The 20,828-nt window shown below is 50.9% G+C and carries 22 protein-coding genes; 15 read left to right on the top strand and 7 right to left on the bottom strand.

Features of this window, described 5'->3' with window-relative positions; genetic code table 11:
- Positions 1-10: 10 nt before the first annotated feature.
- Positions 11-337 carry a hypothetical protein gene (locus HZB62_03370; protein ID MBI5074203.1) on the bottom strand — a complete coding sequence of 109 codons (327 nt, stop codon included), beginning with the start codon at positions 335-337 and terminating at the stop codon, positions 11-13.
- A 111-nt stretch (positions 338-448) separates the two neighbouring features.
- On the opposite strand from HZB62_03370, the gene HZB62_03365 reads away from it, so the two are divergent.
- Complete coding sequence (locus HZB62_03365) at positions 449-1,258, top strand: 4Fe-4S binding protein (GenBank protein MBI5074202.1); 810 nt, start codon at positions 449-451, stop codon at positions 1,256-1,258.
- Positions 1,259-1,273: 15 nt separating this feature from the next.
- Here the strand turns inward: HZB62_03365 and HZB62_03360 are convergent, their stop codons facing one another.
- The 3 genes from HZB62_03360 to HZB62_03350 form a co-directional block, all read right to left on the bottom strand.
- Positions 1,274-3,307: a fused MFS/spermidine synthase gene (locus HZB62_03360; protein MBI5074201.1), complete on the bottom strand. Its 2,034-nt coding sequence runs from the start codon at positions 3,305-3,307 to the stop codon at positions 1,274-1,276.
- Positions 3,308-3,481: 174 nt separating this feature from the next.
- Complete coding sequence (locus HZB62_03355; GenBank protein MBI5074200.1) at positions 3,482-3,871, bottom strand: response regulator; 390 nt, start codon at positions 3,869-3,871, stop codon at positions 3,482-3,484.
- A 183-nt stretch (positions 3,872-4,054) separates the two neighbouring features.
- Positions 4,055-5,818: a formate--tetrahydrofolate ligase gene (locus tag HZB62_03350; protein ID MBI5074199.1), complete on the bottom strand. Its 1,764-nt coding sequence runs from the start codon at positions 5,816-5,818 to the stop codon at positions 4,055-4,057.
- A 223-nt stretch (positions 5,819-6,041) separates the two neighbouring features.
- Here HZB62_03350 and HZB62_03345 point away from each other — a divergent pair, with 223 nt between their 5' ends.
- The 14 genes from HZB62_03345 to HZB62_03280 all read left to right on the top strand — a co-directional run bounded on the left by HZB62_03345 (position 6,042) and on the right by HZB62_03280 (position 16,846).
- Positions 6,042-6,998, top strand: a complete 957-nt coding sequence (locus HZB62_03345; GenBank protein ID MBI5074198.1) for a peptidylprolyl isomerase — start codon at positions 6,042-6,044, stop codon at positions 6,996-6,998.
- 48 nt (positions 6,999-7,046) lie between these two features.
- Complete coding sequence (locus HZB62_03340) at positions 7,047-7,700, top strand: phosphoribosylglycinamide formyltransferase (GenBank protein ID MBI5074197.1); 654 nt, start codon at positions 7,047-7,049, stop codon at positions 7,698-7,700.
- Positions 7,693-8,271 carry an RNA polymerase sigma factor gene (locus HZB62_03335; protein ID MBI5074196.1) on the top strand — a complete coding sequence of 193 codons (579 nt, stop codon included), beginning with the start codon at positions 7,693-7,695 and terminating at the stop codon, positions 8,269-8,271. The genes HZB62_03340 and HZB62_03335 overlap by 8 nt, the downstream gene beginning before the upstream one ends.
- 27 nt (positions 8,272-8,298) lie before the next feature.
- Positions 8,299-8,835 carry a zf-HC2 domain-containing protein gene (locus tag HZB62_03330; protein MBI5074195.1) on the top strand — a complete coding sequence of 179 codons (537 nt, stop codon included), beginning with the start codon at positions 8,299-8,301 and terminating at the stop codon, positions 8,833-8,835.
- Positions 8,832-9,320: a DUF3106 domain-containing protein gene (locus HZB62_03325; protein ID MBI5074194.1), complete on the top strand. Its 489-nt coding sequence runs from the start codon at positions 8,832-8,834 to the stop codon at positions 9,318-9,320. Before HZB62_03330 ends, HZB62_03325 begins: the two co-directional genes overlap by 4 nt.
- A 243-nt stretch (positions 9,321-9,563) precedes the next feature.
- Positions 9,564-10,547 (top strand): transposase, encoded by a 984-nt coding sequence (locus HZB62_03320; GenBank protein ID MBI5074193.1) that lies wholly within the window; start codon positions 9,564-9,566, stop codon positions 10,545-10,547.
- 94 nt (positions 10,548-10,641) lie between these two features.
- Complete coding sequence (locus HZB62_03315; protein MBI5074192.1) at positions 10,642-10,848, top strand: hypothetical protein; 207 nt, start codon at positions 10,642-10,644, stop codon at positions 10,846-10,848.
- Entirely contained in the window at positions 10,845-11,384 is a 540-nt protein-coding gene (locus HZB62_03310; GenBank protein MBI5074191.1) for a hypothetical protein, read from the top strand. The genes HZB62_03315 and HZB62_03310 overlap by 4 nt, the downstream gene beginning before the upstream one ends.
- A 342-nt stretch (positions 11,385-11,726) precedes the next feature.
- On the top strand, positions 11,727-12,089 hold the full coding sequence (locus HZB62_03305) for a hypothetical protein (GenBank protein ID MBI5074190.1): 363 nt from the start codon (positions 11,727-11,729) through the stop codon (positions 12,087-12,089).
- Positions 12,090-12,234: 145 nt separating this feature from the next.
- On the top strand, positions 12,235-14,136 hold the full coding sequence (locus HZB62_03300) for a hypothetical protein (protein MBI5074189.1): 1,902 nt from the start codon (positions 12,235-12,237) through the stop codon (positions 14,134-14,136).
- Between the two features lie 167 nt (positions 14,137-14,303).
- The gene (gene rsmD / locus HZB62_03295) at positions 14,304-14,879 is read left to right on the top strand and encodes a 16S rRNA (guanine(966)-N(2))-methyltransferase RsmD (protein MBI5074188.1); all 576 of its coding nucleotides are present in this window, start codon (positions 14,304-14,306) and stop codon (positions 14,877-14,879) included.
- Positions 14,876-15,364, top strand: a complete 489-nt coding sequence (gene coaD, locus HZB62_03290) for a pantetheine-phosphate adenylyltransferase (GenBank protein ID MBI5074187.1) — start codon at positions 14,876-14,878, stop codon at positions 15,362-15,364. The genes rsmD and coaD overlap by 4 nt, the downstream gene beginning before the upstream one ends.
- A gap of 9 nt (positions 15,365-15,373) precedes the next feature.
- The gene (locus HZB62_03285) at positions 15,374-16,198 is read left to right on the top strand and encodes an EamA family transporter (protein ID MBI5074186.1); all 825 of its coding nucleotides are present in this window, start codon (positions 15,374-15,376) and stop codon (positions 16,196-16,198) included.
- Between the two features lie 9 nt (positions 16,199-16,207).
- Positions 16,208-16,846 carry a radical SAM protein gene (locus HZB62_03280; protein MBI5074185.1) on the top strand — a complete coding sequence of 213 codons (639 nt, stop codon included), beginning with the start codon at positions 16,208-16,210 and terminating at the stop codon, positions 16,844-16,846.
- A gap of 125 nt (positions 16,847-16,971) precedes the next feature.
- Here HZB62_03280 and HZB62_03275 read toward each other — a convergent pair whose 3' ends face one another.
- Genes HZB62_03275 through HZB62_03265 form a run of 3 tightly spaced genes read right to left on the bottom strand, consistent with a single transcriptional unit; the run spans position 16,972 to position 20,782 of the window.
- Complete coding sequence (locus HZB62_03275) at positions 16,972-19,317, bottom strand: response regulator (protein MBI5074184.1); 2,346 nt, start codon at positions 19,315-19,317, stop codon at positions 16,972-16,974.
- Between the two features lie 48 nt (positions 19,318-19,365).
- A complete protein-coding gene (locus HZB62_03270; protein MBI5074183.1) occupies positions 19,366-20,043 on the bottom strand; it encodes a hypothetical protein in 678 nt (225 codons plus the stop codon).
- The gene (locus HZB62_03265; GenBank protein ID MBI5074182.1) at positions 20,036-20,782 is read right to left on the bottom strand and encodes a TlyA family RNA methyltransferase; all 747 of its coding nucleotides are present in this window, start codon (positions 20,780-20,782) and stop codon (positions 20,036-20,038) included. The genes HZB62_03270 and HZB62_03265 overlap by 8 nt, the downstream gene beginning before the upstream one ends.
- Positions 20,783-20,828 lie beyond the last annotated feature (46 nt).

The raw sequence follows: 20,828 nt of genomic DNA, 5'->3' as shown, positions 1-20,828 counted from the left end.
CTATTGAGCGCTATTTCAGGAGAATATGAAAGCCGATTATAGTGCGGAAATCCTTTGCCGTCTGTTTGGTCTGGTCCTGACGGCTTGGTGCACTGCAATCAACATAGGTGCTGAGACCGTCGCCGACAGGAACGCTGTATTCACGTGATGGGCTCCCTTCTTTTACTGTTCCATCTGCAGACAGGGTCTTTTTCATCATAAGCCCGGTTGCTTTAAGATCAATGGCTGAAACGAGATCTTTCTTTGGATCATAGGCCATGGCCGGGGAAGAAAAATACAGCGGGAACGACGCAAAGAACAAAAGGAATAAGCATGGAATAATCGTAAGCTTCTTCAAGATATTTTATATTATCACATGGCAAGCAAAAAACATCGTTAAGTTTTCTTCATTATTATCAGTGCACGAAAACTCTTTAATAATAAAGCAATAAGTGACAGGAGCGAAGAGATGTGTGAATTCTGCACGAAGCACGGCGAAGGCAAGATCTGGTATAAGAATGCGGCGAACTATGCAGAGGATCTTCTGTCTGATCTCAACAGGCGCAATTATATCGAGACCTTTTTAACCTCTGCCTTCAAAGAAGGATTTCAGACACTCGGCAGACTTGAAACTATCTATCAGAAAAAGGGTCGTCTGCCCGAAGGGGTACGATCAGCCCTGATCAAAAAGGCAGAGCAGGAGCATTTTGGCCAGGTGCTGCCGATCGAGGAGATACGGGAACTGGTTCGGCAGGCCAGGACCGTGGTCCGCATGCCCTGTGCCTGCCGCTGGGATATTGAGAAGAAGGAAGTCCGCTGCTGCTATGCAGTCAGCTACGGCCCTGAGCCCTGGTATAACGCCATAGACATGAGCTACTTTGGCACAGCATCCGATCAGGGCCTCGAATCCCTGAGTGCGGAGATCGCACTGCAGCAGATGGAGGAGATGGAAGAGCAGGGTGCGATCCATACCATCTGGACCATGATGACCCCTTTCATCGGCGCCATCTGCAACTGTTCTGCCGAGGGCTGCCTTGCCATGACAACTCTGTCAAGGATTCATGTCGAGACCATGGCTAGGGCTGAATATTCGGCGCGGGTCGACGAAGCGCTTTGTACTGGTTGCGGACTCTGCGACCAGATCTGCCATTTTAATGCAGTGGACAGCCTCACGGTAAGCGGAAGGTCAGTCAGCCGCATTGATCCGGTAAAATGTTTTGGCTGCGGCATCTGCAGAAAAGCATGCAGCGTTGACGCCATTTCATTGGTATCGAGGTAACGGAGAGCTGCCTGTCTATTGCCAGAACTGGGTCTTTTTCAGAATCTGAAAAAGATTATTGTAGTCATCTGTCCAGACGCGCATCCCGGGGTTTGATCTGAGCCTGGCTGAAGCCTTTGCGATATCAGGGTCTGTCAGGGGCTCTGAGGTCATCAAAACCCAGTCTGAAGAATAGATCTCCTCTGCCTCGTCTTCTGCATTGCTTATCAAAACTGCATATTTGCCCAGGGCAGCGCCCAGTTTATCGACAACAGGTTCAAGGTCAAGATGGGCATTGGAGATGTGGAGAGCAAGGATCCCGTCAGGCCTGAGATGACGGAAATAGAGCTCGATCGCCTGTGTAGTCAGCAGATGGGCCGGGATTGAGTCACCCGAGAAGGCATCGACCACGAGCAGGTCGTACTGCTGGTTTCTCTCCTGCTCAAGGGACAGACGCGCATCACCCAGAATGATCTCTGTACTGCCCTGGCAATCAGACAGGTAGGTAAACTCTTCTCGGGCGAGTTTTTCGACAAGGGGGTTGATCTCGTATATGCGGAACAGGTCACCCGTTCGTGCATAGGCTGCGAGGGAACCGGCGCCAAGTCCGATAACCCCGACCCGCATAGACGGTTTCCTGAGGTGCTCTATTGCCATGCCCACGCCGGAGACCGGGGCATAATAGGCTATCGGGTCTCTCCGCCACTCGGGGTCTACGAACTGAACGCCGTGAGTGATAGCCCCATGCACCAGTCTTCTCGTCTCGATCTCTTCGCCCTTGTTGTATTCATTGACACGCAGCATGCCGTAGAAATTCCTGGCCATGGCACGGGCTGTCTGTTGATAGGAGTAGATATAGTAAGCGCAGGACAGCATCACCCCGACGACAAGAAGGCTGCCAACTAAATTAAACCAGCGTCGCCGGATATGCACGATAAAGAGAAGCGCTGCAGAGATCGCAAGTGAGGCCGGCAGCTCATAATATCCGGAAAAGAGCGAAGGTGCGGCAAGACCGACGATAAGGCCGCCCAGCGCTCCGCCGGCAGACAGCATGATATAGAACGAAGTAAGAAAACGGGGATGCGGCTTGCGCTTTACCAGCTCCCCATGGCAGAACATGCAGCAGGCGAACAGGCCTGCTGAAAAAGAGATAATGACCAGCGTCAGGCTTGTGCGGGCAGTCCAGTTGACCAGGCCGTATGACATGACCCCGACTGCAAGGGCAACGATCCAGAGATACGCGTTTCTGCTGTACAGGTTCTCATAGTCAAAGCAGAGGATAAAACTGAGCAGATAAAGGCTTAACGGCAGTATCCAGAGGAACGGGATGGATGTGACGTTCTGCGTCAGGTGGTTGGTAACCGCAAGTAGCATGGTCGAGGCGCAGGCTGCAAAGAGCACCCAGAGCAATTTTTCCGTGAACGAGGGCTGCCGGCATTCCGGCAGATCCGCTGCTGCCTGTTCGCTGACCGGGCAGACCTCATCAACTGCTGCATTCCTGCTTATCCATGCGGTGATAATCGCGATCAGCACGAATACTGCGTACGCCGCGGACCAGCCGGTTGATTGCTGCCGGATCGTGATATTCGGCTCAATCAGAAACGGATAGGCAAGCAGGCCGAGAAGGGATGCAAGGTTTGACAGGGCGAAGAGGCGATAGGGCAGCGCTGTCTTATACTTTCTGCTGTACCATGCCTGCAGCAGCGGGCTTGTGGTCGAGAGCAGAAAATAGGGGAGTCCTACGGAAACGGCAAGCAGGCCGAGTATTTTCAGAATAGGAGCTTCGCTGCCCGAGGGTTTCCAGGAGGCCGCAGGCACAATGGGCAGGAGCAGCAGGCTTGCGCAGAGCAGGCCTGCGTGAGTTATGATCTGGATCCTTGGTTTGAGATAACGCACGACCAGATGGGCATAAATGTACCCGGCCAACAGCCAGGTCTGAAAAAAGAGCATACAGGTGATCCAGACTGCTGCAGACCCTCCGAACCAGGGGAGGATCATCTTTGCGATCATCGGCTGTATCTGGAAGAGCAGAAAAGCGCCGATGAATATTGTTCCGGCATAGATAAGCATGCCACCTATTTTATACGAAGTCTCTGACAAACACTAACAGCCCGGCTTCTGGCGCAGTTCCTCAGAAGTGGACGCGCGCTGCCTGAATTGCTTTTTTTCGGGCACGGCTTCCCTGTTGCCTGCCAAGGGAGTTGCCGCATAGTGCAATGGTCAGATGAGAGACTGGATGGAGAATTATCTGTCGAGGATATCCCGGACCTTTTTGAGCAGGTCGATCGGAGAGAGGGGCTTCATGACAAAGTCGAACTGTGCGTCAATCATGTCCTCCTTCCGGATCATGTCCTGCGCATATCCGCTTGCAAACAGCACTTTGATATCAGGACTGAGAGATCTGATGACATCGTAGGCTTCCATGCCGTTTTTTTTCGGCATTAACATATCCAAAATCACGAGCCGAATGGCATCTCTGTTGGCCTTAAATTTCTCTACGGCATCGTCGCCGTCTTCTGCAAGAATGACCGTGTAACCGAACTCGCTCAATACCGTAATGGCAAGTTTTCTGAGTGTTTCATCATCTTCAGCCACGAGTATCGTCTCGCTGCCGCCCTTCGGCAATTCATCCATTACTGTTAACTCTCTCCGTAGAACTGCTGATTTCCGATAGAGTCGGCTGCATTATCATCACCCGTGTCCTTTGCTTTCTGCATCATATCATAATCTCAGGGAAATTGATTATTGCATCAAAAAAAAAGGAACCCCCTGAATGAGCAGGGGGTTCCTTTTTACGGCGATGAGGCGAGAGGATGCTTAGAACAATCCGCTTACCTTTCCGGTGTCAGTATCCACGTCAATTCTCCTGAATGCGGGGTTGGATGCTGTTCCGGGCATCAGCGTGATGGTGCCGGCGCAGGGGCAGAGGAATTTGGCGCCTGAGTATATCAGGATATCCCTGATCGGCAGGGTCCAGCCCTTTGGAACTCCCTTGAGCGTCGGGTCGTGTGACAGGCTCAGGTGTGTCTTGACCATCATGGTGGCGTAGTCAGCATACTGGGGATCGTCTTCAAGCATCTTGGCCTTTGCTTCAGCCTCCGGCAGCCAGGAGACGCCGTCTGCGCCGTATACCTCTTTTGCTATAAGCGCCACGCGGTCGCGCAGCTTCATTTCGAGCGGATAGAGGAACCTGAAGTCATTGTCTTCCTTACAGGCGTCGATGACCGCATCTGCAAGCTCAAGAGCGCCATCTCCGCCTTTGAGCCAGTGCTGGGACTCTGCGCAACGGGCTCCGGCAGCCTCTGCAGCCCTCTTGACAGCGGCAACTTCAGCATCGGTGTCTGTATAAAAGCGGTTCACGCAGACAACCGGATTGATGCCCGATTTGCGGATAACGTTGATCATATGGACCATGTTGGAGCAGCCTTTTTCGACCAGACCGATATTTTCCTTTGTGTACTCATCCGGCAGGGCCTTGCCGGCGACCACCTTGGGACCGCCGCCATGCATCTTCAGGGCGCGAACTGTGGTCGTGAGCACCGAGACATTGGGCTTGAGACCTCCTATGCGTGCCTTGACGTTCCAGAACTTCTCAAAACCGATGTCAGCTGCAAAGCCTGACTCTGTTACGTGGTAATCGAACATCTTCAGCCCTACGCGGTCAGCAATGATCGAGGACTGGCCAACGGCTATGTTTGCAAAAGGACCGGCATGTACCAGACAGGGGTTGTATTCTGCCGTGCACATGAGCGTGGGGTTTATGGTATTGCGCATGAAAGCGGCCATGGCATTGCCGACTTCAAGATCTCCCGTGGTAACGGGTCTGCCGCTCTTGTCAAAGGCGACCGTGATATTATTCAGCCGCTTCTTCAGGTCTGCGAGATCGTTTGCTATCGCGAGGATGGCCATGCACTCGGAACCGACGGCGATGCCGAACTTGGACTGCATCATATAGCCGTCTGTCCTGCCGCCCATGCCGATTATGATATTGCGAAGGCTTTGAGCGCAGAAGTCCATGATCCATCCCATTTCCACCCGGGTAGGATCAATATCGAGCCTTCTCATTTTCGTAAGCCGCTGCAGCTGCTCATCGTTATAGTTACGCTCATGCTGCATGCGGGAGGTCATCGCCACCATGGCCAGGTTGTGGGCGTTCATGATGTCGTTGATATCGCCGGTGAGACCTAAAGAAAATTCGGTCATCGGGATCAGCAGTGAATTGCCGCCGCCTGCTGCCGTGCCCTTAACGTTCATGGTCGGTCCGCCGGACGGCTGACGCAGCGCGCCGCCGACGTTCATGCCCCTTTTTCCGAGACCTTCCATCAGGCCGCATGAGGTCGTGCTTTTACCCTCGCCCAGAGGGGTAGGGGTGATGGCAGTGACCTCTATGTACTTGCCGTCGGGATTGTTCTTGAGGCGATTGAAGACCTTGAGAAAATCGATCTTTGCGAGGCGTCCCATGGGCAGCAGCTCATCTTTCTGCAGTCCCAGTTTTTCGCGCCACTCCTCCGGGGAAGGCATATTCTTTTCGGCTTCCTCGGAAATCTGCCAGTCGGCTAACTTTGTTGCATCATACGGCATTGTAAACCTCCTCGTGATGATTTAATTGTTATTGAAATGAATACTTGTCTTGAGAAACAGGCTTTTAAAAAAGCACTTTTCTTCAATAGTTGCCTTCAGTTGCGAGATTATAGCAGTATTATCGGACAATCTTCAATATAAATAAAGCTCATAAGCTTATAAGAAAATAAACACATGGATTTTCCGAAAAAACATGGTATATAGTATCAATTCGGAGGTATTCATGATCTATAAAAAAATAGTGTATTGCCTGTTCTTTTTTTTCATGCTCTCGACGCGTTCGCAGGCAACATTTCTCCTTGACCGCGTTGTTGCTGTTGTAAACCAGGATGTCATTACCTGGAGTGAACTGTACCGCTCCATGGAGACTGATGCTACTGCAGCGGTGAAGAGTCTGCCCGAGGAGGAAAGAACGAAACTTTTCAAGGGAAATGAGGCCCTTTTTCTTGAGAACCTTATTGTCTTAAGGCTCCAGGTCCAGGAAGCAGTTAACAACAGAATAAAGGTCTCTGATGACGAAATAATGGCGACCATTGACGGGATAAAAAAGAAATATGCCATGACTGATGTCCAGTTTCAGGAATCACTCAAGACAGAGGGTTACACTATGGGGGAGTATAAAAAGCGGCTGACTGATCAGATCCTGCAGAGCAAGATCGTGAATCAGCAGATACGCAGCAAGATCCTCGTGACCGATGCTGATGTAGAAAAATTCATGCAGGAAAATAAGGATTTCAGAGGCAGCACAGGGGCTTTCCATATTCGCCAGATCTTTTTCAAAATACCGAAGGATCCGGCCGAAAAAAGCGGGATAGAGGAAAAGGCGCAGGCTGTCCACGCCAGGGCCAGACAGGGGGCTGACTTCGCTGAGCTGGCACGCCAGCATTCCGAGGATGCTACCAAAAGCGCAGGCGGAGATCTCGGGTTCATTGAAAAGGGAAATTTGGCAAAGGAGTTTAGTGCCGCACTGTCTGCGATGAAGCCGGGAGACGTAAGCAAACCCTTCTGGAGTGACAGAGGCCTTCATATACTCAGGCTTGAACAGATAGCTGCTCCCAAGACTGCGGCAGAACTTAAGGAAGAGGCAAGAATGGCTCTCCAGGAGATGCTCTTTAACGAGAAATACAAGGTCTGGCTCAAGTCTTTGCGCGAGAAGTCTTTTATTGATGTTCGGCTCTAATTTACTGAAGAGGATTTAACGCATGCATTATTTTATACCGGGGCGGACATGGAACTGCTGAATATCGGCGTTCTCGCATCAGGAAGAGGGTCGAATTTTCAGTCTATTATCGATGCCATTGAATCGGGCGGACTCAAGGCAAGGATCGTCCTGCTGATAACCGACAATCCCAATGCCTTTGCTATCGAGCGTGCCCGGAAGCACGGCATTGAACTTCTTATCATGGTGCCGCAGCAGTATGGGACGAGGAATAATTATTACACGGCTGTAGCCCGGGAACTGAGGATCAGGGAGGTCGGGCTGGTTGTGCTTGCCGGATTTATGAGGATCATCGGCAGACCGCTTATCGAGGCATACCGGGAAAGGATCATGAATATACATCCTGCACTTCTCCCGTCATTCCCCGGACTGCACGGGCAGAAGCAGGCCCAGGATTACGGCGTCAGAATATCAGGGTGCACCGTGCATTTTGTCGATGAGGGTATGGACACCGGTCCGGTTATTATTCAGGCTGCGGTCCCCGTTGCATTTGAAGACACAGAGGACTCCCTTTCTGAGCGAATACTGAGGCTGGAGCATAAGATATTCCCCGAGGCGATCAGACTCTTTTCCGAAGGCAGGCTTGAGGTCATAGGCAGAAAAGTGAAGATAGCAGGAGCTGCTCCGGATAAGAGTTTCCTCGTGTTCCCCCCGCTTGACTGACAGCAGTGAAGAGACCGATGTCCGCCTCATGGGGCTGATCAGGAAGGGCGACGCAAAGGCCTTTGAACTCCTTGTTGCCCGGCATCAGCGCTCTGTTTATAACCTTGCCCTGCGTTTTCTGAATGATTCTGATGAGGCTGAGGACGTGACCCAGGATGCCTTTATCCGCATCTATAAGGCAGCAGCAACCTATACCCCTGAAGCAAAGTTCACCACCTGGCTCTATACCATTGTCAGAAATCTCTGCTTCAATGTCCTCAGGGTCAGAAGACAGGCGGTTATCGTTTCTGTTGATGACGAGTCGCTGCCGGAGTTGCCTGCAAAGAACGAGGATCCTGTGGAGCGTATCAGCAGGGAACAGCTTAGGGAAAAGGTGACGCATGCCGTGAGCAGGCTTCCTGATAATATGCGTCTTGCCGTGATCCTGAGCAAGTATCACGGCCTCTCGTATGACGAGATTGCGGGCATCATGGGCTGCTCTGTCAATGCCATCAAGTTAAGGGTCCACAGGGCAAAATCTGTTCTTGCGGAAGAGCTTTCAGCTTTAAGAGATGAAACCAGGAGCAGTTAACTGTGTTCAATGAACAGGAGGTCAGGCATGGACTGCAGGGAAATTAAGGATAATCTGTCAGCGTATATGGATCACGAGCTTGCTCCGGCCGCCGGGGAGAGCATTCGTCAGCATCTTGGCGTTTGTGATCAGTGCGCTGCTAACTACGCAAAACTGCTCAAGGGGTGGCAGGTACTTGATGCATGGGAGGATAGTGCCCCTCCCGACGGAATGCGCAGGAATATCCTTCAGTCTGCGAAGCCCCGGAGGAATGCGGTCTCAGTGCGCGCGATTATGTCACTGGCTGCTGCCCTGATCCTTGTCGTGGGACTTGCGGTGTATTATACGGGACTAAAGGGCCGATCCATACAGGAGCTTGCCAGGAAGCAGTCTCCGATCCAGGCAGTCACCGCCGGCGATATCAGTGAGGATGAGATCATCGCAAATCTGCTCATTCTGCAGGAGGGTGACTTTTTTGAAGAGCTTGATGAGCTCGTCAAGATTGACGATCTGCCCTTTGCTGAAGAGCCGTCCAGGAGCATAAAGGAACCGGAAAGAAGCTCCCTGGAGCTGAGCCTTACATGACTAACATGTTATACATGGCTGCTGCGGCATTGCTTCTGGTGATGCAACTCGGTACAGCCTCTGCCGGCGATGACCACAATGAGAACAATAGAAAGCGCTGGCAATCCATGCCTCCTGATCAGAAGAAGCAGGTGATCGAGAATTACCGGGCATGGAAATCCCGGCCGCCGGAGAGCAGGAAACGGATACAGCGCAATTTTGAGACGTTCCGGGAGCTTAATCCGGAGGAAAGGCAGAAACTGAGAGAACGGTATCGGACATACCGAGATCTTGATCCGCATGGAAAGGAAAGACTGAGGGAAAGATTGCAGAGAGTTGCCCCCCAATCTGCCGGAAATAGTCAGGATATGACCCGAAGGATCAGGAGAATGCAGCATATTCCGCCTGAGGAGAGGATGAGAAGGCTTGAGCGCTCACAATTCTGGCATGAACTCAGCAATGAAGAACGGGAGATATATAAAAAGTTAATATTTCCAAATAATTAATGAATATTACATAAACATATGCTTTAAGTTGTCAAAGTTTCTTTTATCTCCCCGACGAACTGTTTTACTGTCACTATTACTCTTATAGCAGCTGTCCCGTATCGATCACCTGTACCATTTCGTCAGCAGCAGCCAGCAGCATCTTCGTCAGCATTGACCATCTCAAAGGAAAGAACTTTGGGGACGTAGATGCTAAACGCGTAATATAGTTGACAGACAGGCGAATGCCCGATAGGATAGTTCATGCCACGACAGGCCCGTTTGGATATATCAGGAGCCCTGCATCATATTATGGTGCGGGGCATCAACAAGGCAGACATATTCGACGATGACCAGGACAGGGCTCTTTTCCTGAAACGTCTGGAGAAGAATGTCACAGAGGGCAGTTCTACGATCTACGCATGGGTGCTCATGAGCAATCACGTGCACCTATTATTTAAGAGTGGCAGGGAGGGTCTTTCCTCTGTCATGAGAAAACTCCTGACGTGGTATGCCCAGTATTATAATCGTCGCCATCATCGAACCGGGCATCTGTTTGAAAACAGATATAAATCGATTCTCTGCGACGAAGATACATACCTTCTGGCGCTTCTCCGGTACATCCATCTGAATCCGCTTCGTGCGGGGATCGTAAAGACCATGGAAGAACTGGACAGCTATAAATGGAGCGGTCATCGTACCATTATCGGCAAGGACAGGAACACCTGGATGGATACTGATTATGTACTGGCCCAGTTTGGCATTACCCGGCGGGAAGCCCTTCATGGATACCGGAAGTATATGAACGAAGAAATTGGAGAAGACCACGTAAAGGAGCTAAGAGGAGGAGGGCTGATCAGGAGTCAGGGGGGATGGTCCCAGGTATTGTCCATGAGGAGAAGGGGGCAGAAAGAGGCCTTTGATGAGCGCATTTTAGGTGGTGGTGATTTTGTGAACAAGGTGCTTAACGATGCTGAAGGCCGGCAGTTGCGGCAACACAGGAATAAGCGTAGCGGTCTGACGATCGAGATGATAATTGAAGAGGAATGTCAACAGCATGGAATAAGTTCAGTGGAGCTTAGGGGTGGGAGCAAGCGGCGCAAGGTGAGCGGGGCGCGGGCACAGATTGCTCTGAAAGGCAGGGATGAGCTTGGACTGACGTCTGCAGAGATAGCCCGGCATGTGGGTGTAAATAGTTCGAGCATATCAAGAACTATCGCTAGGGCGGAAAAGCGAAGTGAGGATTAATGACACTATTAGAATCAACGTCCCCAAAGTATGTTCCTCTCTTAGCCCCCAAAAGGGCATATCGCCGTGCATTATTAAAGGCCCCGGTCATGTAATGGTTGATCTGAATTTAGATAGACAAGCAGCTGATAATGGAGATATGCAGGGTAAGTGCGAGAAGAAAAAATGCAAAAATACCCAAGCTCTTTTGAGCGCAGTCAAAGCTGATGCATCACTCGATGAAACAGAGGAACGTTATTGCCTAACTGGTTTTAATTGTCAAAAATGGGCAAAAAACAAACTTGGAGGATATTGCGAATGAAAAGAGCTATTATGCTTACGGTCATTATCATTATTGTCCTGATGGTCAGTTCATCCATAGCGATGGCTGCAGAGAAACGCCTTATATACTGCGGACAATTTAAGGGAATATGTTCAGGTAAGACCAATATTTTCTTATTACTACAAAATGAGGCTGGTCCAACTATTTCATTGAACTTCATGAATAAAAGATATCGTTTCAATATTTCTGTTGATGTTGCTAAAAAAGGAGAAAGAAGTAGACAGACTAAGACGATTGATCAAACATATCCCGTGTATGTATATAAAGAAAAAGGGAAGAGATACCTACAAATTATAGATTTCATAAGCTCATTAAACACAGACTACATTGTTGAGTTAAGCATAGCATCTGATGATAAAGATTTTCTAAGCATTGTGTCAGATACGATCATGATTGAGAAAGATTATGATCCTGCTGCTGTGCCATTTGAGGCACTTCTCCATTCTGGAAAAGTGCCTGACATACCGCGCAAGATGGTAGTTCTTTCACCTTGCCAAAAGAGCTTAAGACCTTAACATGCAAGGGACAATTAGCTGTAAAACAGCAATCAGGGCCATGCCCACGCCCTTCACAGGATACAATCTTGTGATGACCGTGGCGATGTAATTTGACGAAATGACAGATACAGGCAAACAAGACGATAATGGCAATTGACCATAGAAGACAACAGCGGCACCACCGGCAGATCATGCTGATGCAGGCTGCTGCTGCCTTCCTTAAAAGGCGCAAGGTTAAACGATAAATCGTGATTATGAAAGCCGTAGTAGTTATACCCGGATGCTCCAGAGATTGAATTTATAAGGCATCATTAAGAGCGATAACAACACTATAACGATACACCACTTGGGGGGAAATACATGAAAAAGATAGCAATCATGCTGCTGGTGATTATCCAGTTCATCTCTGCATCTGCAGCCCTTGCGCAGACGCCTGCGATCACACAGGGACTGAATTACCTCTTCTCCGTCCAGAACCCTGACGGCTCATGGGGCAACGAGATATCACAGCGAGACGTTCTCCCTGCCACCGTTGCTGTCATCGAAACCCTGCAGCGCTTCAGCTACCCATACACCGCCCAGTATCAATATGCCGATACCTGGCTCAGGTCACAGGGCCTTGAGACCAGCGATCACCTTTCCGAACGCGTACAGGCTCTTTCCATGGCAGGCACAGACAGCAACCTTCTTCTTTCTTATATCGACGAGCTGAGTTATGCCTGAGGAGGCCATGATGGGTATGAAGTGACCAACCTTGATACCGTCATGGCCCTGCAGGCCCTCAAGAAGATCAACTATGAGAGCTCGTGTGGGACGTTGCCAACTTAAACCATACAACATGAGCAAGGGTAGCAGTACGAAGAAAAACATGGCACCAATTGACCACATAAGACAAAGACAACAACAGATCATGCTTCTGAAGGCTGCAATCGCCTTTGTTGTCCTTAGGCGGCTTATTGCCTTAGCTTCGATATGCGACAGTGTAGAGCCTCTCTCTGCTGCTAACGGCGACCAGGAGACCTTTGCCACTGACAACTCCGGGAATGCGGTGATCGCCATGACCCTTGACGGCTTGACCCAGACAACGACCCTGCCGGTTACGCAGATCAGCACAGCCGGATATGCAGCCGGAAGCAGTCATACCGTAGTTGTCACGGCAACGGATGCCGGTTCCAATACCACCAGCAGCACAATGACCTTTGGTATCAGGAACCCTGCTGTTACGTCACAGCCCTCGGTCGAAATCACAAGCCCTTCAGATGGTACAAACGTCTCTGCCCCGGTGACGATCACCGGGACTGCCAACAGTCAGGGCCTCCTGTACTACCAGCTCTGGTATTCGCCTGTTGGAAAGAGCCAGTTCCTTGAGTTCAGTCGTGGTACCACATCAGTCACCAGCAGCCCGCTCGGCAGCCTCGATCCAACGCTTCTCAAGAACGGACTGTATGACATCCTCCTGACCGTAACAGACGTAAACGGTGCAACCCAGTCTTCCATGGTTACATACCAGATCAGCGGCGATATGAAGGTAGGCAACTTCACCGTATCGTTTACCGATGTAAACATCCCTGTTGCCGGCATACCGGTGACCGTCACCCGCACGTATGACAGCAGAGACAAGGCAAGCCGTGATTTCGGATATGGCTGGAGTATTGATATTCAGAACATCAAGATCGAGGAGAGCACGCTTCAGGGCGTAGGCTGGTATGAGATCGCCTACGGGACCGGATTATCAACCACATACTGTATCCAGAACGATTTCGGCCCGTATGTTGCCATAACCCTGCCTGACGGCAAGGTCGAGGAGTTCGACATGGCAGTCACTGCCACAGACACCTATCACCAGTCCGGCATCCCGGCCAACTGCCAATACCTTATGCCCTTTGAGAGTCTGACCCTTGCCATAGGGTATAATGCACGGCCCGGCACGACCTCGACCCTCAGGCCAAAAAACCTGGGCCAGCTCTATTTTACGAGTGGCCTGCTCCTTGACCTCGATACCCTTGAGCCCTACGACCCTAATGGTTATATCCTCACCACGGTTGAGGGCATGGTCTTTGACCTTGACCAGAGCTTCGGGGTAAAGGGTATCACAGACCCCAACGGCAACACAGTTACATATAACACAGCAGGCATAACCCACTCTGCAGGTAAAGGGGTGACCTTTGTCAGGGACAGCCAAAAACGCATAACAAAGATTACCGACCCGAACAACGGAGTGATCACCTATGAATACAACACAAAGGGAGACTTGGCCTCTGTCACCGACCAGCTTGGCAACAAGACCACATATACGTATAACAGCAACCATGGATTGACAGACATCAAAGACCCCAGGGGTATAACCCCGGTCAGAAACATCTATGACAAAACAGGCAGACTCACTGCCCATATAGATGCATATGGCAATAAGATCGAATACAGCCACGACATCGCAGGCAGACAGGAGATTGTCAAAGACAGAAACGGCAACCTGACGGTATTCATCTATGACAACAAAGGCAGGGTGCTCCAAAAGACAGACCCTGCAGGCAACAGCACAACCTTCACCTACGATGCGGTAGGAAACAAACTGTCGGAAACAGACCCTCTGGGCAACACAACCACATGGACCTACGATAGCAAGAAGAACAGGCTTTCAGAGACCCATTCGACAAGCTCAGGACAGGCAGTTATAACGAGCTGGACGTATAACGAACAGGGCAAGGTTCTTGCGGCTGGGCGGATCGATCCCTGCGGTTACATGGCCCTATGCGCTTGGCGACTATGATCATGACGGAATACCTGATCTGATGGTCAAGTGCAACCGCAATGCGGTGATCACCCTTCTGTCGAACGGGACGCATGTCCCGGTGCATGTGACCGGCAGGGTGGTGGCTACGACCTTTGAGGGTGTAGACTACATCAGGATCGTACACTAGAAGGCTGAGGTAATATATGCGCATTTCGGCAGGGGAATTTAAGGGAAGAAAGATCGGTTCAAAGAAACTCTTTGTCAAAAGGGCAGGGAAGGACGACCTCAGGCCAACGCCGGCAAAGGTCCGGGAGGCTGTTTACGATATCCTGCGAAATGAGATCGGGGGCGCATCTTTTCTTGACCTCTACGCAGGGACCGGCACAATGGGCATAGAGGCGCTGTCGCGCGGAGCAGAACATGTGGTTTTCATTGAATCCGTGCGTCCGAGGGCAAGGGCGATCAGTGAACTGATCGAAAAGCTCGATCTGGCGTCAAAGGCATCTGTTCATTGCGAGGAGGTTGAATCATTCCTGCAGAGAGCTTCTTTGACCGGAGAGACATATGACGTTATCTTTGCAGATCCGCCTTATAACTCGGATGAGATAGAGAAAATCCTTCCCTTGATCAGCAAATATGGTATTTTAGATGCACAGGGCGTGCTGCTTTGTGAGCATGGAGCAAAGGTGGTTGTACCCGATGCTGCAGGCCGCCTCAGGCTCATGAAGCAGTACCGGTACGGCGATACGAGACTTGCCCTCTACAGGAATGGACCATGAACAGAAAATTAGGCATTTATCCGGGTACGTTTGACCCATTCACCAATGGTCATCTTGACCTTGTGAAGAGGGGTCTGAGGATATTCGATCATCTTATTGTGGGTGTTGCTCCGAATCCGAAAAAGAACCCCTTGTTCAGCATCGAAGAACGACTGGACCTGATTCGCGAAACGCTGAAGAAATATAAACAGGTGAGGGTGGAGATGTTCGACGGCCTTCTGGTGGATTATGTGTCCGGGAGAAAAGGGGTTGCCATCATAAGGGGGCTTCGGGCAGTATCGGATTTTGAGTACGAACTGCAGATGGCTCTTATGAACAGACGACTTTCTTCTGACATTGAGACGGTCTTTATGATGCCGAGCGAGGAGTACTCGTATCTTACCGCCACGATCGTCAAGGAGATGGCATCCCTCGGCGGTTCAGTGCGAGGATTGGTCCCTCCCCATGTCGAAAAAGCCTTAAAAAAGAGATTCCGGAAACCGTAACGCCGCCTCATGGCCCAGTTCTACATCCTTCTTGCCATTGTTCTCTGGAGTTCCCTCGGTGTGATAGTCAGACTTTCTGACGTGCCGGTGCATATATTTCTGTTCTACTCACTGGTTATTGCTGTCACGGTGCAGTCGCTTATTGTATGGCATAAGGGCTACATCAAAGAAGTAGGGGGCAGGAAAAAGCTTGCAGCACCTGTTCTGTTAGGTCTTGTCAGCCTGGTGAACAGCCTTGCCTTTTTCTATGCATTTAAAATGACGACCATATCGAATGCCGTACTTACGCATTATTCCGCCCCTATTATTGTTGCTGTTCTCGCTGCCCTGTTTCTTAAGGAAAAGATCACGATGCTGCTGATCGGATCTATTGTCATTTCGTCCATAGGACTCTGGATCATGCTCGACGGGTTTTCGGTGCAACCGGGTCATTTGATAGGGATCCTGTCCGGACTTGCTTCCGGTGCCTCATATGCTGTAATCATTATTATCGCAAGGAGATATGCCGCACAATACCGACCCTTCATGATTGCCTACATCGTGAATATCACCATCCTTGTATGTCTTGCACCCTTTATCCGGGAGTTTCCCATGCATGCGCTCTGGAGCTTTCTTTTCACGGGCCTGGTTCATTCGATCATTGCCCCGGTCCTGTATTACCGCGGGCTCCGGGAAGTATCGGCAAGCAGGGCCGCAGTGCTCGGTTATCTGGAGCCGGTGTGTGCAATCCTGCTGAGCATGTTTTTTCTCCAGGAAGTGCCGGGCCAGAATTCTCTTCTCGGCGGAGCTCTTATACTCTTCTCAGGCTATATGACGATCAGATCAGGGACATAACGGAAATCCATGAAGGTCTGCGAACTGTTTACCAGCATTCAGGGCGAATCAACCTATGCAGGGACTCCCTGCACATTTATCCGTTTGAGCGGCTGTAATCTCAGGTGCGCGTACTGTGATACCTCCTATTCCTATGAGGGCGGGACCGAAATGACCGTTGCAGAGATCATCGAAAAAGTAAGAGTCGCCGGGCTGAACCTTGTGGAGATCACCGGCGGCGAACCGCTGCTGCAGCATGATGAGGTCGTGGAACTTACGAAGAGGCTGCTGGATGCAGGATACCGGGTGCTTATTGAGACGAACGGCAGCATGAACATCAGCGCTCTGGACAGGCGCGCGATCGTGATCATGGACATGAAGACACCTTCAAGCCGTATGAGCGGAAAAAACGATATTGCCAATCTTGAACACATAAAACCGGCAGACGAGATCAAGTTCGTTATCTGCGACAGGCACGATTATGAATGGTCAAGGAAGCTGGTAAGGGAACAGGGACTTGCGAACCTTTGCACGGTCCTTTTTTCTCCGGCAGCCGGCAGTATTGAGCCGCGGGAGCTTGCGGGCTGGATCCTTCAGGACAGGCTTGAGGTGAGGCTTAATATGCAGCTGCATAAGATTATATTCGACCCGAACGAACGGGGAGTGTAATGGGCAGAAGCATTATTTCAAAGGTAATTGCATAAGAAAGCGCGAGAACGTCCCGGGAGGATTGATGAGATCGACTGCGCTGTAAACAGAGCCGCCTGTCGGCTTCTGCGCAAGGCAGCGCAGGATCAGACGGAAAGCAGGGACTGGACTTTATCAGCGATACTGTGCAGAGAGAAGGGCTTCTGGATAAAGCCGTGCAGGCCCTGCTGAAGCGGAAAACCCGGATCTCCTGCAGTGGTATGTCCGGAGGCTATAAGGACCTTTACCTTTTCGTTGATTTCTCTGAGACGGTGGAATGCTTCCTCGCCGTTCATGACAGGCATGATAAGGTCCAGGATCACGAGGTCAATGTCTGCCTGCTGTTCGGCATATACCTCAAGAGCCTCTTTGCCGTTGACCGCAGAGATCACGCGGTATCCAAGTTTCTCAAGCATGGTCTGGAGTATGCTTCTGATGTAATCTTCATCGTCAACGATAAGGATCGTTCCTCTGCCGGAAGCAGGCGCCGGCTGCACTGCCTGTATGACACTGGCGACCGGATTTGAAGCCGGAAAGCTTACGGTGAATGTAGTGCCCTTTCCCTGAGAAGTTTCAACATTGATCGTGCCTGCATGATTCTTGACAACGCCATAAACCATGGCAAGACCCATGCCGGTTCCCTTGCCCAGTTCCTTTGTCGTAAAAAAAGGCTCGAATATATGCTCTTTAACTGATTCGGCAATGCCTGACCCTGTGTCAGTTATCTTTATGGTCACCTTTTGGGAAAACGTATCTCCGCGGCCGATGCTGTCCGGCGCATCGCTCCTTATGGCTGTCTCAATGCGGAGTGTCCCACCGCCCGGCATGGCGTCCCTGGCATTCAGGCAGAGGTTCAGAATAACCTGCTCGATCTGGCTTCGGTCGCCTTCAATGGTCATGCCTTCACTGCTGAGGTCGGTTTCTATTTCTATGTTCCTGTCAAAGGTCTTTGTAATGATCTTCAGAACAGCGTTGATAACTTCATTGACCGAAATGGGCTCTATAAGGTATTTCCCCTTTCTTGCAAAGCCAAGAAGCTGCCGGGTAAGCTGTGCAGCGCGGTCCGCAATATGTTCGATCGTATCCGCTGATTCATACAGGGATGTCCCCGGTTTGATCAGAGCCTTCAGCAGGGATGCATGTCCCAGAATGCCCTGGAGCATATTATTGAAATCATGCGCTATACCGCCCGCAAGGGTGCCGATAGCTTCCATTTTATGCGCCTGAAAAAGCTGCTCCCTGATGCTCTCCTTCTCTTTTTCCTCGTCGCTGCGTTCGAACTCTGCTGCAACGATCTGTCCTATGGTCTGAAGAACCTTGATGTCCGATTCTGTGATCTCCCGCCTCTCGCCAAAAGCGCCGATAATACCGATCGCCTCACTTTTACTGTTGAAGATCGCGAAGCCGATGAAAAAATCGGCATTGACCTCAGCAAAGGCCTTTACGTCAGGGAACTGCTGCCTCAGCCCAGCTTCGATGACAACAATATGTTTTTTCTCGATCACGCTTTCGTCCGGGGTACCCCTGAGGGGCATGCCGAAACCCTTGCGGATGGCGCCGTTTATATGCAGGGAAACGATCTGCTCGGTTTCTCCGTCAGGGTTAAGCTTAGACAGATAGGCGTGCAGGGAGAAGAGCCGCGAGATCGTCATCGCAACTTCGTCAAAATAATCCTTTCCCCGCTTCACTGCCGCAAGGTGATAAATATTGTTCAGCATGCGGGTCTCCCGGTCACGGAGTTCCATGGCACTTCTAATGCTGTTGCTCAAGTGCTCGAATTCAGTGATACCCCTATAGACAGGCATCTCCCCTCTGCTGATCGGGTCGAGGATGCTGCTGAGAGGATAACGGATATTCTTTCTGAGAGAATATATAAAGAGCAGGGTCACGGCGGTCAGCATAAAGCCGGTAATGCCATAAGCGAGCTTGACGCTGTGCAGCAGGGACGCGTAATCTGCAGCGTCCTTGATCAGCGTAATGTCCCATTCCCAGGGCTGAAATCTGATCTGGTAGGCGTAGTAGGTACGACTGCCGAGAGGAAAGGCCGTAACGGCATTGCTGTTGTTCAGCTTTGCGGCAGCGTCTGAAAGTTCTTTTGGGGTGCCTTCTGCAGCAAACAGCATCTTCCCCTGATGCATGACCATGCCTGCGAGCTTGTTCTGGCGCATGAAATCCCCGATCATGTCGAGCGCAAGTGTCTTTTTTATCCGTATGGTGCTTTCCTCATCAAACGTGCCGGTCTTATACAGTTCGTTCAGGCTCCGGTCACAGACCAGGTATACATCATGGGCCATTTCGACAAATGACTCGCGTATCCGATTGTCAGCGAATTGGGAGACTGAACGCAGGACAAAGATGTACAGGCTGATCCAGGCTATCAGCGCTATCGCTACAACAGGAGCGATCGTCCGGAATGCAAGGCTGCTGCGGAGGCGCCCGGCGGACAGCTTCATCGGAAACCGGGTCTTGTTCTCAAATCATACGCTCCGGGGAGGTGCAGCTCATTTCGGTTTTCGCATCTGTAGCAGCCGCTTCGTTGCACTCCGGATGACTTCAGGCACATTTTTATTTTTTTCGAGGATTATCAGGTCCTTGGTCTTGAGATCGCCTACCATACCGACCGAGATCCCGGGAGGTGTTTTGGGGTTTGTCACCAATGCATAAACCACAGCATAGCACTTGAGCCACTCCCTGTTCTTGGCGATCCTGCGCAGTGCTTCCTCGTTGACCGAACGGGAGCGGGCGATCAGTTCAATTTCCGTGTCAGTGATCTTCTGGTTGTCCAGCACACTGAGCATGACCTCTTTGTTGGTGTCCTTGATCAGGATCCCGCGGATCTCCCTGCTTCCTTTCATGGCAAGCTGGACCCTTTGGGAGACGGTCAGCGTCTGGATCTTCTGAAGGACATTCTGCACGCGGGCCTCTTTCGGCCTCTCCACCTTTGCAATCTCTGTTGCAGTTTTGGCAGGCAGATGAAGAGACCCTGAGATCAGGCTTCTGACATCAGCAGGCGTGTCCGGGTGTTCATGCAGCAATTCCAGGATTTCCGGTCTGTTCGTGTTCGTCCTCGCGATCTCCTGAAAGATCTCCGCGTCATCTGCCGCCTCGATCAGGATCTCTATGACTTCTTTGGACGCGACGGAGTAGTCGAGTCCTATCAGAATTTTCGGCTCATACATGATTCTTTCTCCTTAGGTGAATGAAATATTCCCTGTTGCCTTTCTGTCCGGGCAGGGGAGACTCGTAATCCCCCATGACCAGGAACCCGGCAGTTGCGGAAAATTCGCTTACTTTTTGTACTGCAGAGCGTCTTTTCTGCTCATCGCGTATGACGCCGCCTTTTTCGACCATTTCTCTGCCGACCTCGAACTGAGGTTTGACCATGGCCAGCACGTTGCCTTCGGGAGAGAGAAAATCGAGCGCTCTGGGCAGCACCTGGGTGAGGGAGATGAATGATACATCGATCACGACGAGATCGACCAGTTCAGGGATGCGGTCATGCTCCAGATGCCGGATGTTCGTCTTTTCGTGCAGGATGACGCGCGGGTCATTCCTCAGAGACCAGTCAAGCTGGCCATAACCGACGTCAATGGCATAGACGCGTGCTGCTCCGTGTTTTAATACGCAGTCGGTAAAACCGCCGGTGGAGCTTCCGATATCCATTATGGTCTTGCCGGCAGGATCGATCCTGAAAAAGGCCAGCGCTCCTTCGAGCTTGACGCCGCCTCTGCTCACAAACGGAATATCCTTTTCCGTGAGAGCTACAACAGCGTTGACATCAATGAGAGCGCCTGCCTTGGATTCCTGTCTTCCGTCAACGAGGACATTTCCTGCCATGATGAGCGCCTTTGCCCGGTCTCTGCTCTTCACCAGTTGTTTGTCAACCATGATCTTGTCCAATCTGTCTTTTTGTTTCATCGGTGGAGCTTATTAGGTTGCTTAGACCGTAGTCTGTCAGGTATGA

Source organism: Nitrospirota bacterium (assembly GCA_016214855.1).
Classification (GTDB): Bacteria; Nitrospirota; Thermodesulfovibrionia; order Thermodesulfovibrionales; family UBA6898; genus UBA6898.
Note: the sequence above shows the minus strand (reverse complement) of the source record. Positions and strands in the feature narration are given on the sequence as shown.